Genomic DNA, 14,489 nt, shown 5'->3' with positions numbered 1-14,489 from the left:
TGCCATGAGCCATCGATCTCCGCATACGCCATCGACCCTGGTCGAAGCTGACCGCGTCCACCGTGACGCATACCTGTCCGAAGCCGTGTTTGAGCAAGAGCAACGCCGCTTCTTTGCGGCCACCTGGAACTTCGTTGCCCACGCCAGCCAAATCCCCCATCCGGGCGACTACGTCACCCTTGACCTGGCCGGCCGACCACTGCTGGTCGTGCGCCAATCGGACCAGTCGATCCAGGTGTTCTACAACCGCTGCGCCCACAAAGGCTCCAAGCTCTACACCAATGAACGCGGCAACGCCGGGCGGGTACTGCAGTGCGCCTACCACGCATGGAGTTACCGCCTTGACGGCAAACTGATGGGCATCCCACTGCGCCAGGAGTACGCCGAGTCGCGCCTGTCCGAATGCCCCTCGGGCCAAGGTCTGACCCGAGTTGGTGCCACCTCGGTTTACCGGGACTTTGTGTTCGTCCGCCTCGATGAACAAGGCATTGGCTTTGAAGATTACTTTGGCGCCTCGCTGCAGTGGCTGGACAACATGGCCGACCGCTCCCCTGTGGGCAAGCTCGAGGTCTTTGGCGGTGGGATTCGCAACGTCATCCGCTGCAACTGGAAGATGTATTTCGAGAACATCAACGACACCGTGCACCCGGTATCCACCCACGAATCGGCAGGCAAAGCGGCCAAGGCCATCTGGGGGCAGCAAGCCGAATCCATGCCCATGCCGATCTCCGTCGAGCAAATGCTGCCATTCGCGTCAGGCTATGACTTCTTTACCCAACTCGATGCTGAGGTCTACCCCAACGGCCACAGTGCGCTGGCCGTCAAGTTCAGCACCCATACCGGCTACGCTTACCCCCAGGACTACCTTGATGCCCTGACCCAAGCACATGGTGAAGATCGCGCCCAGAACGTGCTGAGCCGAGCTCCCCAAAACTCGGTGCTGTTTCCCAGCATCGCGGTCAAGGGCGCCCCGTTGGTGATGCGAGTGATTCGCCCGCTGTCGGTGGATCGCATGCTGATCGAAGCCTGGTGCTTCCGCGCGGTCGGGGCTCCTGACCTGCTGCATGAGCGCGCCATGACCTACAACCGACTCGTGTTCTCGCCAATGTCCATCGTGGCCCACGATGACATCCACCTGTTTGAGAGCGTCCAACAAGGCCTGATGGCCGACGGAAACGAATGGGTCAGCCTGCACCGCGGTGCCACAAGGCAGGCCGAGATGGTGAACGACACCACCCACTGCAAGGGCACCAGCGAGCTGCTGATGCGCAATCAATTTCAAGCCTGGGCCAAGTTCATGGCCGAAGAAACACCGGAGGCCACATGATGACCCACAGCAACCCCATGATGGCCGCGCAGCAGTTCGTGGTTGACGAAGCTCGCCTGCTCAACGAAGCGCGTTACCCGGAGTGGATCGCGCTCTTTGCCGCCGATGGCCACTACTGGGTACCCATGCACGGTGCCCAGCAACCCGACCCGGTGAACCATGTGTCGCTGGCTTACGAGGACCGCATCCTGCTGGCCACCCGCGTACAACGATTGCAGGGTTTGCGTGCCCATTCACTGGAGCCTGGCGCGCGCAGCCTGCACATCCTGCAGACACCGCAGGCCCAGCCGCTCGGTGGCGTAGATTGGGAGGTATACACCCCCTTTGTGTACACCGAGATCCGCGGTACGGTGCCCACTACTTTGACGGGGATTTGGCGCCACCAACTGCGCGCCAAAACCCAAGGCTTCGAGATCGTGCTCAAACGGGTCGATCTGCTGAATGCGTCCGCAGCCCACGAAATGATCCAGCTTTTCCCATGAAAGCCCGCATGAGCCAAGCCCCACGGCCCCTGCACAAGCGCCTTGCCTTTGACCTGTCCGAAGGCCAAGTCCTGGATGGCCCGAGACGCTATCTCATCATGCGGGCGGATGTGCTGATGGGTGCATTCGCCAAGCTCGACCCCGAACCCCGACGCCTTGCACTGCAAGCGCTGGGCGCATCGGTGACCGATCACGGCTCCGACAGCGTGAGGGCTTACCTGACAGAGGTCGGTGCTGATGCACTGCTCCAAACCATGGTCACTGCCTCGGCTTCACTGGGCTGGGGCGTTTGGTCGTTCCGGCGCCTGCCTGATCAGTTGTGGCTTGAGGTACGCAATAGCCCGTTTGCCGCTGGCACCCCCAACAGTACGGACCCTGTCTGCACCCCGATCGTCGGCATGCTGCGGGCCGTCGCGCAAGCGCTGTGGTCTGAGCCTGCCGACGTGGTCGAGTGGGTCTGCGCATGCCAAGGTCAAGCTGGCGTTGAAGGGATATGCCGTTTTCAGGCCCGCACTCGCCTGCCCAAGTCCCCATCCACCGGACCCCAAACCCTCTGAGCCCGCCTTGCGTGGGCAAAAAAAAGCAGATTTGCGGAACTGCAAATCTGCTTTGGGGTCAGAATCGCCGCAGCGCCTGCGCCTTAGTCGACGGTCACGCCCGTATCCACCACCAGGGGGCGGTAGCGCAGTGTCTCTGCCTCAATGTAGGCCTGAAACTGAGCCGGGCTCATTGGAGACCGGCTGTAGCCAAAGTCAGCATAGCGCTTCCAGACGGCCGGCTGACCGAGCACCTTCTCGATCGCCGTATTCAACGTATTGACGATGGCTGGCGGAGTCCCCTTCTTGACCGATGCACCTATCCAGAGGTCCATCTTCAGGTTGGCAAAGCCCAACTCAGCAAAAGTCGGCACGTTCGGCAGGAACTCCGTGCGCTGAGCCGCAGCCACCGCCAACGGGATGCCCTTGCTGTTGCGGACCATGTTGAGGGTGCCGGGCACCGCATCAAACAGCAGGTCGATCTCGTTCGACATGATCGCTTGAAAGGCCGGTGGCGCCCCTTTGTAAGGCACATGCACCAGCTTGCTGCCGGCCATGGACTTCCCCATCGCGTGCCCCAGGATGTGGGGGGCGGTCCCCGGGCCGAAAGACCCGTAGTTGAGCTCCTTGCCCAACTTGATGGTGTCCTTAAGCACCGCAAACGATTTCAGATGACCTGAGCTGCTGCTGTACATGACCATCGGGGCCCGGGCCAACATGGTGATGTTGTCGAAATCCCGCATCGGCAGGTAGCTGATGCTTTTGTAAATCATCGGGTTGATGACATAGGCGCCAATCTCCGCCACAAACAGCGTGTAGCCGTCTGAAGGCGCACCAAGCACCGCCGCCGCACCAATTTGCCCGCCCCCGCCAGGTCGGTTGTCGACCACGATGGGCTGACCTAACTCGGAAGCCAACTCGGGCGCCATGGTACGCACAAAGGTATCGACCGCCCCCCCCGGTGGAAAGGGAATGACGACTTTGATCGGCTTGCTGGGGTAAGGATCTTTGGCCAAAACGGCCAAGCTGACGGCACTGAGGGCGACACAAGCGAGGGATTTGAGGAAAGACATCGTGTTAGCTCGGGCGTGGGTGGGTTGAATTATTTGAACTTCACGGAATGCACGGAACAGACTCAGTACCGGCCGCTCAGCAATGAGCCAGCGTTCGGGACGATGGTTTCAAGACCCAGTTGTTTCAGGGTCATGTAGGTGGTGCAAACGGCGGCGGACACCACCGGAATGCCCACTTCGGCCTCTACCTGCGCAATGACCGGCAGGGAGGGCATTTGCACGCAGGCGGACAACACCAAGGCGTCCGCCCCTCGCAGATCGAGGCGCTTGTAGAGTTCAAGTAATTTCTGCGGGTCATGCCGCCCAACTTCGAGGTTGTCAGGGATCTCGAGTGCCAAGAAGTCAAGCACCTCAAAGCCCTCAGCGGCAAGGTAGTCCACCACCAACTGGGTCAGAGGTCTGAGGTAAGGACACAGCACCACAATGCGCTTGGCACTCAGGGCGTGGAGGCCTTCGACCAAGGCCCCTGCACTGGTAACGACTGGGGCTGGTGCGCCGTTGTCTATGGTCCGTTGGTGCAAGCGCACCTCGGACTGGCGGTGGTAGCCAAGTCCCATGCTCATGATCGCCACCAGACAAGCATAGCCCAGCACATCGACTCGCGCGTCACTGAGTTCCAGGGCGCAGCGGTCGCTGTCGCGGTCCATGGCTTCAAGCTCTTCCTTGACGACTTTCTTCATGCGCATGCGACTTGAATGAAAGGTGAAGCGCTCGGGGCGAATGGACTGGCGAGACCACAGCATCGCAGGGATCTCGGTTTCCATGGTGGTGTTCGACGACGGAACGATCTGCCCGATTCGATACAAAGTCTGCGTCATGCTTTCTCTCCAGTGGACAAATCAAAGTCTTGCGCGCCATCCAGCAGATCGGGCAGGGCTGCGCAGTCGCCATCCTGAAAGGTGGCGGGCCGTAGACTGCGGCGATTGACGCGCAGGTCAAATACATCAAAGCGGTTGTAGTGACCGGTGATGTCGTGCATCTGGCGCGGCTGAATGCAGCGCGACAGATCGATGTCGGCGTAGAGGATGCCCTCGGTATCGATCAGGGGCTCACCCACCAAGCGGCCATCCGGACCGATCACCCCTGAGAAGGCGCTGTTTGGACGGGTCAACAGCGCTGCAGCGCCTGGGAAGGCCTGTTCCATCAGGGCAATGGTCTCTGTCGATAGCGTCGAGCACGACACCACGGTGTAGACCTTGCCTTCGAACGAGTGTGCAATCGCACGGGTCTTGATGGCTTCGGCCATGTCGTAGTCCGGTGGTGCAACCGGCAGCGAGATGTAGCTAGCCAGGTGCACCAACTCTCCCTGCGCCAGCAGCGAGAAGCGCGCCAACGTGTTGGTGTTTTCCCCACAGGCCAACATGCCAATTGGGCCAAGCTCAGTGGCGTGCACGCGCAGACCCGCGCCATCACCAGGTGCCCAGGTCAGTTTTTCAGCCCAGGTCGGTACCAGTTTGCGGTGGCGCCCCAGCAATTGACCCTGTGGCCCGATGAATACCATGGTGTTGTAAACGGTGGCCACCGAACCGGCAGCCAGTTCGTTAATGCCCAGGGCCACGTACGCACCAGCGTCGCGCGCCGCCTGCGCCACACGCGCCATCTCGGGGCCAGGCACCTGCACGGCGGATTCACAGAGTTTTTGGAACCAGGTGCTGCCTGCGATGGGGTTACCAACCCAGCTCCAATAGGGGTAGGCCGAGACAAATACCTCCGGAAACACCACCAAGCGGGCGCCCTGGCTGGCGGCCTCGGCGATCAGGCGACACACCTTGTCGATGGTGGCCGGCGTGTTCAGGAAAACGGGGCTGGCCTGAACCGCCGCCACCTTGAAGTGCGGTAGTTTGATCATGTGGGGATCACCTTCTTCAGACAGCGATGACCGGGTGCGTCAACTCACCAATCTGGGCCACATGGGCTACGACGGTGTCGCCAGGATGCAACCATTCCTGCGGACTTCTCCCAGCACCCACGCCCTCGGGCGTACCGGTGGCAATGATGTCGCCTGGCTCCAGGGTGATGCCGGCGCTGATGTCAGCCACCAACTCATTCACCTTGAACAACATGTGACGGGTGTTGGAGCTCTGTTTGACCTCCCCGTTGACGGTGAGCCAAAGGTCCAGGTTCTGGGGGTCCGGGATCTCATCCGCGGTGACGATGCAGGGACCGAAGGGCCCGTAGGTGTCTTGACCCTTGGAGTAAATCCATTGACCCGCACGGCGGCAATCGCGAGCGCTGATGTCGATCATGACGCTGTAGCCAAAGACATAGCTCAGTGCTTGTTCCGGAGTCACAGCCACGGCACGGCGTCCAATGATTGCGGCCAACTCCACTTCCCAGTCCATTTGTTGGGTGATCTTGGCGTTGTGGCGAATGGGTTCTCCAGGGCCAATCACCGTGGTTGGCGGCTTGGAGAAGATGACGGGCTCCTTGGGCAGGTCCTTCGAGGTGTCGAGCGTGCGGCTAGATTCGGCGACGTGCTCCACATAGTTCAGGCCGATCCCGAAGATGTTCTTGCGTGGGCGTGGGATCGGGGCGAGCAATTGGACGTTGGTGCCAGGTACCGAGGTACCGGGCAGCCAGTTACCAGCGACAGCATCAAGCAAGGCTTGAAGTCGGCGGACAGCGCTGGGGCCCAGGTCAATGAAGGCCAGCATGGACGCCGGCAACTCGATCCCTTGGCTGGCGCCGAAGCGCTGCACATCAACAATGTCATCGCCTTGAATGACACCCAGTCGTGCGGCGTCTTCAATGGTGTGGCGGTAGGTTACGAGGCGCATGTTTTCTCCGTGTGGGGTTGGCTAGGTGGATCAGGAATCAATTTGGTGCGGGTGCCTGGCGGCCGCCATTGGTCTTCAGCCCTTCCTCGCGGTACAAGCCCAGGGCTTTCATTACCGGCAAGTCGCTGAAACAGAACAGGCAGGCGTCCTCACTGGCTTGGGTGTTGACGTGCTCGTGCCAGGCCCATGACGGAACACAGAAGATGTCCCGTTCACGCCAGTCAAAGCGGCGCCCGTTGATGACGGAATAGCCCTCGCCTTTGGCCACCTGGTAGAGGTAGCTGCCGGTGTGGCGGTGGGCTTTGGTTTGTTCACCGGGGCGCAGCAGTTGCATGCTGGCGCCAATGGTGGGCATCACGGGGCCACCTGTGACCGGGTTGGTGTAGTGCATCAAGATACCGTCGAACTCAGAGCCCTTGCTGACCTTGGCCAAACGCCTGAGCGCGTCGTAAGTGGGCTCCCACTCGTACTTAAAAAGGGGCGAGTACGGCTTGCTCCAAGCCTGGCCTTGCGGCAGCAGGGCCGAGGCACCCCAGGTGTGGGTTGCGTCATCGATGGGATAGGCCACCTGTTGGTGCAGATCGGGGTGCACCTCGTAGAAATTGGCTTCCATCGCATTGACGAAGGGAATGTCCAACCCGTCCTGCCAGATGCAAGGAGTGCCCCCCTCGTCCACACCATGCTCGTGCCATGTACCGTTCGGGGTGAGCACAAAATCATTGGCACCCAAGGTCATCTTGTGCCCATCCACGATGGTGTAGGCACCACGTCCCTCCATGATGAAGCGCAGGGCAGAGGCAGAGTGCCGGTGAGTCGAAGCGCATTCGCCGGGGTGCATGACTTGCAGCCCCGAGTACAACCACCCCACCGCCGCAGACACATCGTGGCGCCCAGGGTTGTTCAGGTAAATAACCCGGCGCCCCGCCTTCTCCGGGGTGACCAGCGCCACAGAGCGAAGCACATGATCACGCAACTCCTGGTAACGCCAGAGGGTTGGGACTGACTCGGACTTCGGCTCCCAGGGTTCAATCTTGTTCGCCACCGTCCACAAGGCGCCAGCGTCGAAACGCTCCAGATCGCGGTAATAGCGAACCAACTCCGGGGTGTCTTCGACGTTGGCACGTCCAGCGACGTCTTCTCGGTAGGTGTCGTAGCTCGATTTCTCAGTCATCAGTGCTCCTTACTCATTTATCCGCCTCAAACCACAAAAAGTATACTGTATGTTTTTATAAATGTAATCCTTCTGACACAAACAGGCAATGCTCGCCAAGGAATGAAACCTCACCAAAAAAGAATACGGTATACCAAATGAGATTCAAATGATAGCAAAATGCATGCCAAAAAATCAAAGCACTTGAGATCTGCTGACACCACCCCCTCTACCCCAACACCCGCGCAGTCAGCCCACCCTCACCGAAATACGCCACCCCTCAGCACCGCAATCCCTGTCGATGGACTCAATCGGGTCGACCAAGCGAGGCACTCACTTGATCGACCGCCCCGACACACCACACCAACCACCCCCCCCCGCCCCAAACTGGGGCACCTGCCACCTAACCACCACCATCCCACATTATGAAATTGGATACAGTATTACATGTGAGTAGTAGGCGAGATCAGGAGTGACTCTTCCTTGGCCGAACTCACTCTCCAAGCCTCAGATTGGTGCAGAAGACCACCAGATGATCACTGTCAAAAATCCTTAAAAAACCAAATTACATACAGTATACTTTTGATGCGAATTCTTCAGGTTACCTTCACAACCACGCAAGGAGTACGAAATTGAAAGTGCGATCCATCCGATCAGCGGCGCTTCCGTCGCTGGCGCTGTCATTGATGTGCAGCAATGCCTGCGCTCAAAGCAATGTCACCCTGTATGGCGTCCTGGACCTCGGCATGTCCCACGCGAGTGACGTGGGCGGCGGTCGCCAAACCCTTGTCGACAGCGGCGTGATGCAGGGCAGCCGACTCGGCTTCAAGGGCACTGAAGATCTGGGTGGTGGCTTGTCCGCTTTGTTTGTCCTGGAGCAAGGCCTGGTTTTGAACTCTGGCGCACTTGGCCAGGGAGGACTGGCCTTTGGCCGCCAGAGCTGGGTGGGTTTGTCGGACCGCAACCTTGGCACCTTGAGCCTGGGACGACAATACGACTTCATGTGGGACTCTCTGGTCCCGTTCACCAACGCCACCCAGCTCGGCGGCGGTTACGTGAACAACCCGCTCGACAACGACCGAACTGCGGGTCAACGCTTGAACAATTCGATCAAGTACACCAGTCCCAAGTGGAGTGGCTTCTCCTTTGGCGCGATGTTTGCACCCTCGCAAACCCCCGGAACGTCGCAAGGCTCGAGCCCATCGCGCAGCGTCGGTGCCAACTACACCCAAGGCAACTGGAGCCTGGGCACCGCTTACACCCAGGTCGATGGCGCAAGCCTCAATGTTCAGTCCCTGGTCGGCTCCAGCCAAGCCTACACACTGGGCGGAAAGCGCAACAGTGTGGCAGGCCTGGGGGGCAGCTACCGCCTCAATGAACAGTTCTTGCTGCATGGCATGGTCACCCGCTCCGAATTCGAGGGCAACAGCAGCAACGCCAACGGGACTTTCAAGAACTACTTCGGTGGCGTTGTCTACCGGCCAACGGCGTCTTGGAAGGTCGGGGTGGACCTGAACAACACCAAGCTGTTCAATTCCAGCTACAAGCAAGTGGCCTTGACGGCGGACTACATCCTGTCCAAGCGCACCGACGTCTATGCGCAAGTGGTCACGCAGCGGGCCGGCGGTGCTGCCAATGCGCGAGCCAACATCTTCATCCTGGGAGGCGCCTCAGGCCGAGACCAAAGCGTCGTGCGCTTCGGTCTGAGGCACTCGTTCTGAGGTGTCAATCCACCGGGTCAACACAGCGATCGGTTGAGACCTTGGGGGAAGACCTCGACGACATCGCGGGTGTAAAGCGCGATGTCGGGCAACGGCCTTGTAGGCCCGACCAGCGCCGCCACTCAGCCCCATTCAGATGCGGCGCACCCGGCCAGCCTCACCTCAACAAGGCCTTCGGCAGAGAGCCCACCCGGACACCAGGTGCAGTCGTTCGGTGGGGCAGCGCAAACCGGGCCGGCACCGCAGGCCGGCCTTTCACCCAACCGAACACGGCCGTCAACGCGGTGCCCTGCTCTGCCCACGCGCAAGCGCGCACCAACCCGCCAGGCCCCGCCTGCGCAGCCGCAGCCGGGTTGTTCGCAGCGCTGCGCTTCGATGGGCCCATCACTGCCGTCATGCGGCGGCGCAAGTCGCTGGGTGGGCGCAGCCGGACACGCCGCTGGCGGTGGATGGGCACGCCCAGCTGGCCCGCCTAGTTCGACACCGATTTGGCGGTCGAAAAGGGGGCTGGAAAGTTCTCCGCCAGATAGCTCTCGCCGCGCTCCAGCATGAAATACCGGAACGCCTCCGCGGCCGGGGACAGCAGTTTCGATTGCGTGTGCACCACATTCCAGGCGCGCACCACAGGCCCCCCCTCAACGTCCAGCACCGAGATCAGTTGATTGCGCAGTTCGAGCCCGATGGTGTGCAAGGACAGAAAGCTCAGTCCCATGCCCGCCATGACGGCCTGCTTGATGGTCTCGTTGCTGGCCATCTCCATGATCACGCGCAGTTCAACGTGATCGCCGTCGAGGAACTTCTCCAGTGCGGCGCGCGTCCCTGAGCCCTGCTCCCGCACGATGAAGTCGTACTCTCGCAGCCAGGCCACCGGCACCTGGCTCGCGAGCGCCAACGGGTGATTCACCTGGGCCACAAAAACATGGGGATGGGCCGCAAAGGGCTCGGCGCGCGTGGCCAGTTCCTTGGGTGGGCGGCCCATGATGGCGATGTCCACCTCGTTGGCGTGCAGCATCTTCACCAACTGCTCGCGGTTGCTCACGGCCAGGCGAATGTCGATGCTGCCGTGTTCGCGTCGGAACTCGGCCAGCAGGTGCGGCAGGAAGTACTTGGCCGTGCTCACCATGCCAATCACCAGCGTGCCCGTCTCCAGCTTCTGCAGTCGCGCGGCGGCGTCCTCCGCGTCCTTCAGCGTCGCCAGCACCTTCCTCGCGTAGACCAGCATGTACTCGCCCACGGTGGTCAGCGCCACCTTGCGGCCGTTGCGCTCGAAAAGCGGCATGCCCACGTGCCCTTCGAGTTCCTTGACCTGCATGGTCACGGCCGGCGGCGTGAGGTGCAGCACCTGCGCCGCGCGGGCAAAGCTGAGGTGACGCGCCACCTCGCTGAACACCCGCAATTGCCGAAAGGTGGCGTTCTTCATTCAGCAATTCCTTAATCGAACTTCGAAAAATCGTGAATTTACTTTATCCAAGCCCAAACCTACAGTCAATTCCACCCCCGACAAACCCCACTTCTGGAGCCCCCGATGAGCAACACCTCCCCTGGATCAACCGAGATCACCGACGCCAAGAAGCGCTACAGCGCGGGCGTGCTCAAGTACCGCCAGATGGGTTACTGGATGCCCGACTACGTGCCCAAGGACACGGACACGCTGTGCCTGTTCCGCATCACCCCGCAGGACGGGGTGGACCCCGAGGAAGCCGCCGCCGCCGTGGCCGGCGAGTCCAGCACGGCCACCTGGACCGTGGTGTGGACCGACCGCCTCACCGCCTGCGACAGCTACCGCGCCAAGGCCTACAAGGTCGAAGCCGTGCCCAACCGCGCCGGCGAGTACTTTGCCTGGGTGGCCTACGACCTGATCCTGTTCGAGGAAGGCTCCATCGCCAACATGACGGCCAGCCTGATCGGCAACGTCTTCAGCTTCAAGCCGCTGAAGGCCGCGCGGCTGGAGGACATCCGCATTCCCGTGGCCTACGTGAAGACCTTCAAGGGCCCCCCCACCGGCCTGGTGGTGGAGCGCGAGCGCCTGGACAAATTCGGCCGCCCGCTGCTGGGCGCCACCACCAAGCCCAAGCTCGGACTCTCGGGCCGCAACTATGGCCGCGTGGTTTACGAAGGCCTCAAGGGCGGGCTGGACTTCATGAAGGACGACGAGAACATCAACTCGCAACCCTTCATGCACTGGCGCGACCGCTTCCTCTTTGTGATGGACGCGGTCAACAAGGCCAGCGCCGAAACGGGTGAGGTCAAGGGCAGCTACCTGAACGTCACCGCCGCCACCATGGAAGACATGTACGAGCGCGCCGAGTTCGCGAAGGAGCTGGGCTCGGTGGTCGTGATGGTGGACCTGGTGATCGGGTACACCGCGATCCAGAGCATGGCCAACTGGTGCCGCAAGAACGACATGCTCATGCACATGCACCGCGCGGGCCACGGCACCTACACACGGCAGAAGAACCACGGCGTGAGCTTCCGCGTGATTGCCAAGTGGCTGCGCCTGGCCGGCTGCGACCACCTGCACACCGGCACCGCCGTGGGCAAGCTCGAAGGCGACCCGCTCACCGTGCAGGGCTACTACAACGTCTGCCGCGACAGCTACACCAAGGCCGACCTGCCACGCGGCCTGTACTTCGACCAGGACTGGGCCGACCTCAAGAAGGTGATGCCCGTGGCCTCGGGCGGCATTCACGCCGGCCAGATGCACCAGCTCCTGGCGCTCTTCGGCGACGACGTGGTGCTGCAGTTCGGCGGCGGCACCATCGGGCACCCCATGGGCATCCAGGCCGGCGCGGTGGCCAACCGCGTGGCGCTTGAAGCCATGGTGAAAGCGCGCAACGAAGGGTACGACCTGCTGCAGGAAGGCCCGGCCATCCTCAAGCGGGCCGCGCAGCACTGCAGCCCACTCAAGGCCGCGCTCGATACCTGGGGCGAGATCAGCTTCAACTACCAGAGCACGGACAGCAGCGACTACGTCGCCACACCGGTCGCGGCATAAAAGCCACCTTCCAGCGCCGCGGCACGGCGTCTCCCCCTCGGGCCTCCGACGGGAAGCGGACGATGCCCGGGACCGCCAGAGCCGGCGCCACGGCGCCCCTGGATCGGCGCGGCTGCATGCCTGCACCTTCTTCTTTTTTTGGAGTTCTCCACCATGATGACCAACCCCACCGGCCGCATCACGCAAGGCCAGTTCAGCTTCCTGCCCGATCTGACGGACCAGGAGATCACCGCACAGATCGAGTACGGCCTGCGCAAAGGCTACGCCTGGAGCGTGGAGTACACCGACGACCCGCACCCGCGCAACACCTACTGGTCGATGTACGGCAACCCCTTGTTCGACCTGCACGATGCCGCTGGCGTGCTGCAGGAGCTGCAGGCCTGCCGCCAAGCCTTTCCGCGCCACTACATCCGCATGTTGGCGTTCGACTCGACACGCAACGTCGAGACCATCGCCATGAGCTTCATCGTCAACCGGCCCGCCCACGAACCCGGCTTCATGCTGGAGCGCCAGGAGGTCAACGGCCGCAGCCTGCGCTACACCACCCGCGGCTATGGGGCGGGGCAGCCCGAAGGCGAACGGTACCCCTGACCCCCTGCGCCGCTTCACGTCCTCCCCCTCCGGGGGGCCCCACCCAGGTCCCGGCAACGCCGGTTCACGGGTGCGACTTGACCCAGGTACCCCCCATGAACCCGACACCCTACGCCATCCCCGGCAGCAAGCTGCCCCCGAGCGACACCGTCGTGGCGGTCGCGCCCGCCTCGGCGGACACCCCCGCGCCGCCACCACGTTCGATCGGCGCGGTGTTGGCCCACACGCAGGTCGAGGCTGTGCTGCAAGAGTTGGACGACGAGCTGGTGGGCCTGGCACCGGTGAAGGCACGCGTGCGCGACATCGCCGCGCTGCTGGTCATCGACAAGCTGCGCACGCACTTGGGGCTGCCCTCGCAGCCGCCCAGCCTGCACATGTGCTTCTCGGGCAACCCCGGCACCGGCAAGACCACCGTGGCACTGCGCATGGCGCAGATCCTTCACCGCCTGGGCCATGTGCGCAAGGGCCATCTGGTGGCCGTCACGCGCGACGACCTGGTGGGACAGTACATCGGCCACACCGCGCCCAAAACCCGCGAGGTGCTCAAGCGGGCCATGGGCGGCGTGTTGTTCATCGACGAGGCCTACTACCTCTACCGCCCCGAGAACGAGCGCGACTATGGCCAGGAAGCCATCGAGATCCTGCTGCAGGTGATGGAGAACCACCGCGACGACCTGGTGGTGATCCTCGCCGGCTACGAGGACCGCATGAACACCTTCTTCCAGTCCAACCCCGGCATGCGCTCGCGCATCGCGCACCACCTGTCGTTTCCCGACTATTCGGTCCACGAGCTGATGCAGATCTCGCACCAGATGCTGGCCGAACAGAAGTACCGCTTCAGTCCCGAGGCCGCCCAGGCCTTCGAGGACTACCTGGGCCTGCGCCTGGCGCAACCGCATTTTGCCAACGCGCGCAGCGTGCGCAACGCCCTGGACCGCGCCCGCCTGCGCCAGGCCAGCCGCCTGTTCGCGCAGCCGCAACGCGAGCTCACGGCCGACGAACTCACCCAGTTGCAGGCGCCCGACATCCTGGGCAGCCGACTCTTCAACGGCGAAAGGGCCAGCCATGCTTGAAGCGCTCATCTTCGATGTGGACGGCACCCTGGCCGACACCGAGGCCGCGCACCGCGCCGCCTTCAACGATGCCTTCGACCAAGTGCGCCTGGGCTGGTACTGGGACGAGGCCACCTACCTCCGCCTGCTGCAAGTCTCGGGGGGCAAGGAACGCATCGCCCACCATTGGCGCATGGTCGAGCCCGACGTGGCTGAAGGCCGGGCAGCGCAAACCGTCATCGAACGCGTGCACGCCATCAAGACCCGCCTCTATGAAGACCGCGTGAGCGGCGGCCAGCTCGCGCTGCGCCCGGGTGTGCTGCGCCTGCTGCGCGAAGCGCTGAACAGCAAGCTGCGCCTGGCCATTGCCACCACCACCACGCCGACCAACATCGACGCGCTGCTGCGCACCCCGCTCGGTCCGGACTGGCGGCGCTACTTCGCCGCCATCGGCGACGCGTCCACCGCGCCGCGCAAGAAGCCCGACCCGCTGGTGTACCAGCAGGCGCTGACCGCGCTGGGGCTGCCGGCCAGCGCCTGCCTGGCTTTCGAAGACTCGGCCAACGGCCTGCGCGCGGCCAGCGCCGCCGGGCTGCCAACCGTGGTCACGCCCACCGCGTACACCGCCAACCACCGCTTCGACGACGCCTTGTGCGTGCTGCCACACCTGGGCGACGCGGGCGCGCTGTTGCCCTGCGGCACGGCCGGCATGGCCCAGCGCTGGGTCACGGTGGACGCGCTGCGGCGCTGGCACGCAGACGCCACGCTCTGCGAGTCCGCCTGAG

14 protein-coding genes are annotated in these 14,489 nt (G+C 62.6%); 8 read left to right on the top strand and 6 right to left on the bottom strand.

Annotated elements, in window-relative coordinates:
• Window positions 1–4: 4 nt before the first annotated feature.
• Genes PSQ40_RS11165 through PSQ40_RS11155 form a run of 3 tightly spaced genes read left to right on the top strand, consistent with a single transcriptional unit; the run spans window position 5 to window position 2,366 of the window.
• The gene (locus PSQ40_RS11165) at window positions 5–1,327 is read left to right on the top strand and encodes an aromatic ring-hydroxylating oxygenase subunit alpha (protein WP_273951529.1); all 1,323 of its coding nucleotides are present in this window, start codon (window positions 5–7) and stop codon (window positions 1,325–1,327) included.
• Complete coding sequence (locus tag PSQ40_RS11160; RefSeq protein WP_273951528.1) at window positions 1,327–1,809, top strand: aromatic-ring-hydroxylating dioxygenase subunit beta; 483 nt, start codon at window positions 1,327–1,329, stop codon at window positions 1,807–1,809. The genes PSQ40_RS11165 and PSQ40_RS11160 overlap by 1 nt, the downstream gene beginning before the upstream one ends.
• 8 nt (window positions 1,810–1,817) lie before the next feature.
• A complete protein-coding gene (locus tag PSQ40_RS11155) occupies window positions 1,818–2,366 on the top strand; it encodes a V4R domain-containing protein (RefSeq protein WP_273951527.1) in 549 nt (182 codons plus the stop codon).
• An 83-nt stretch (window positions 2,367–2,449) separates the two neighbouring features.
• Here the strand turns inward: PSQ40_RS11155 and PSQ40_RS11150 are convergent, their stop codons facing one another.
• The 5 genes from PSQ40_RS11150 to PSQ40_RS11130 form a co-directional block, all read right to left on the bottom strand.
• Entirely contained in the window at window positions 2,450–3,418 is a 969-nt protein-coding gene (locus PSQ40_RS11150; protein WP_273951526.1) for a Bug family tripartite tricarboxylate transporter substrate binding protein, read from the bottom strand.
• Between the two features lie 62 nt (window positions 3,419–3,480).
• Entirely contained in the window at window positions 3,481–4,236 is a 756-nt protein-coding gene (locus PSQ40_RS11145; RefSeq protein ID WP_273951525.1) for a maleate cis-trans isomerase family protein, read from the bottom strand.
• A complete protein-coding gene (locus PSQ40_RS11140) occupies window positions 4,233–5,267 on the bottom strand; it encodes a carbon-nitrogen hydrolase family protein (protein ID WP_273951524.1) in 1,035 nt (344 codons plus the stop codon). The genes PSQ40_RS11145 and PSQ40_RS11140 overlap by 4 nt, the downstream gene beginning before the upstream one ends.
• A gap of 16 nt (window positions 5,268–5,283) precedes the next feature.
• The gene (locus tag PSQ40_RS11135) at window positions 5,284–6,195 is read right to left on the bottom strand and encodes a fumarylacetoacetate hydrolase family protein (RefSeq protein ID WP_273951523.1); all 912 of its coding nucleotides are present in this window, start codon (window positions 6,193–6,195) and stop codon (window positions 5,284–5,286) included.
• A 37-nt stretch (window positions 6,196–6,232) separates the two neighbouring features.
• Window positions 6,233–7,366, bottom strand: coding sequence for a cupin domain-containing protein (locus PSQ40_RS11130; protein WP_273951522.1), 1,134 nt, complete (start codon window positions 7,364–7,366; stop codon window positions 6,233–6,235).
• A gap of 617 nt (window positions 7,367–7,983) precedes the next feature.
• On the opposite strand from PSQ40_RS11130, the gene PSQ40_RS11125 reads away from it, so the two are divergent.
• Window positions 7,984–9,066: a porin gene (locus tag PSQ40_RS11125; RefSeq protein WP_273951742.1), complete on the top strand. Its 1,083-nt coding sequence runs from the start codon at window positions 7,984–7,986 to the stop codon at window positions 9,064–9,066.
• Between the two features lie 472 nt (window positions 9,067–9,538).
• On the opposite strand, the gene PSQ40_RS11120 is transcribed toward PSQ40_RS11125, so the two are convergent.
• Window positions 9,539–10,486, bottom strand: coding sequence for a LysR family transcriptional regulator (locus tag PSQ40_RS11120; RefSeq protein WP_273951521.1), 948 nt, complete (start codon window positions 10,484–10,486; stop codon window positions 9,539–9,541).
• Between the two features lie 105 nt (window positions 10,487–10,591).
• Between PSQ40_RS11120 and PSQ40_RS11115 the strand changes: the two genes are divergently transcribed.
• The 4 genes from PSQ40_RS11115 to PSQ40_RS11100 all read left to right on the top strand — a co-directional run bounded on the left by PSQ40_RS11115 (window position 10,592) and on the right by PSQ40_RS11100 (window position 14,488).
• Window positions 10,592–12,061 carry a form I ribulose bisphosphate carboxylase large subunit gene (locus PSQ40_RS11115; protein ID WP_273951520.1) on the top strand — a complete coding sequence of 490 codons (1,470 nt, stop codon included), beginning with the start codon at window positions 10,592–10,594 and terminating at the stop codon, window positions 12,059–12,061.
• 153 nt (window positions 12,062–12,214) lie between these two features.
• The gene (locus tag PSQ40_RS11110; protein WP_273951519.1) at window positions 12,215–12,652 is read left to right on the top strand and encodes a ribulose bisphosphate carboxylase small subunit; all 438 of its coding nucleotides are present in this window, start codon (window positions 12,215–12,217) and stop codon (window positions 12,650–12,652) included.
• Window positions 12,653–12,747: 95 nt separating this feature from the next.
• On the top strand, window positions 12,748–13,725 hold the full coding sequence (cbbX, locus tag PSQ40_RS11105; RefSeq protein WP_273951518.1) for a CbbX protein: 978 nt from the start codon (window positions 12,748–12,750) through the stop codon (window positions 13,723–13,725).
• Window positions 13,718–14,488 carry an HAD-IA family hydrolase gene (locus PSQ40_RS11100; protein ID WP_273951517.1) on the top strand — a complete coding sequence of 257 codons (771 nt, stop codon included), beginning with the start codon at window positions 13,718–13,720 and terminating at the stop codon, window positions 14,486–14,488. Before cbbX ends, PSQ40_RS11100 begins: the two co-directional genes overlap by 8 nt.
• Window position 14,489 lies beyond the last annotated feature (1 nt).

Origin of the sequence: Curvibacter cyanobacteriorum, from assembly GCF_028649475.1 — a bacterium.
GTDB lineage: Bacteria > Pseudomonadota > Gammaproteobacteria > Burkholderiales > Burkholderiaceae_C > Curvibacter > Curvibacter cyanobacteriorum.
This window is presented reverse-complemented; position numbering and strand designations above follow the sequence as displayed.

What these genes read in the sequence shown, in the direction of transcription:
- PSQ40_RS11165 (WP_273951529.1), top strand. Translation starts at nt 5, where the DNA reads ATGAGCCATCGATCTCCGCATACGCCATCGACCCTGGTCGAAGCTGAC.
- PSQ40_RS11160 (WP_273951528.1), top strand. Translation starts at nt 1,327, where the DNA reads ATGACCCACAGCAACCCCATGATGGCCGCGCAGCAGTTCGTGGTTGAC.
- PSQ40_RS11155 (WP_273951527.1), top strand. Translation starts at nt 1,818, where the DNA reads ATGAGCCAAGCCCCACGGCCCCTGCACAAGCGCCTTGCCTTTGACCTG.
- PSQ40_RS11150 (WP_273951526.1), bottom strand. Translation starts at nt 3,418, where the DNA reads ATGTCTTTCCTCAAATCCCTCGCTTGTGTCGCCCTCAGTGCCGTCAGC.
- PSQ40_RS11145 (WP_273951525.1), bottom strand. Translation starts at nt 4,236, where the DNA reads ATGACGCAGACTTTGTATCGAATCGGGCAGATCGTTCCGTCGTCGAAC.
- PSQ40_RS11140 (WP_273951524.1), bottom strand. Translation starts at nt 5,267, where the DNA reads ATGATCAAACTACCGCACTTCAAGGTGGCGGCGGTTCAGGCCAGCCCC.
- PSQ40_RS11135 (WP_273951523.1), bottom strand. Translation starts at nt 6,195, where the DNA reads ATGCGCCTCGTAACCTACCGCCACACCATTGAAGACGCCGCACGACTG.
- PSQ40_RS11130 (WP_273951522.1), bottom strand. Translation starts at nt 7,366, where the DNA reads ATGACTGAGAAATCGAGCTACGACACCTACCGAGAAGACGTCGCTGGA.
- PSQ40_RS11120 (WP_273951521.1), bottom strand. Translation starts at nt 10,486, where the DNA reads ATGAAGAACGCCACCTTTCGGCAATTGCGGGTGTTCAGCGAGGTGGCG.
- PSQ40_RS11115 (WP_273951520.1), top strand. Translation starts at nt 10,592, where the DNA reads ATGAGCAACACCTCCCCTGGATCAACCGAGATCACCGACGCCAAGAAG.
- PSQ40_RS11110 (WP_273951519.1), top strand. Translation starts at nt 12,215, where the DNA reads ATGATGACCAACCCCACCGGCCGCATCACGCAAGGCCAGTTCAGCTTC.
- cbbX (WP_273951518.1), top strand. Translation starts at nt 12,748, where the DNA reads ATGAACCCGACACCCTACGCCATCCCCGGCAGCAAGCTGCCCCCGAGC.
- PSQ40_RS11100 (WP_273951517.1), top strand. Translation starts at nt 13,718, where the DNA reads ATGCTTGAAGCGCTCATCTTCGATGTGGACGGCACCCTGGCCGACACC.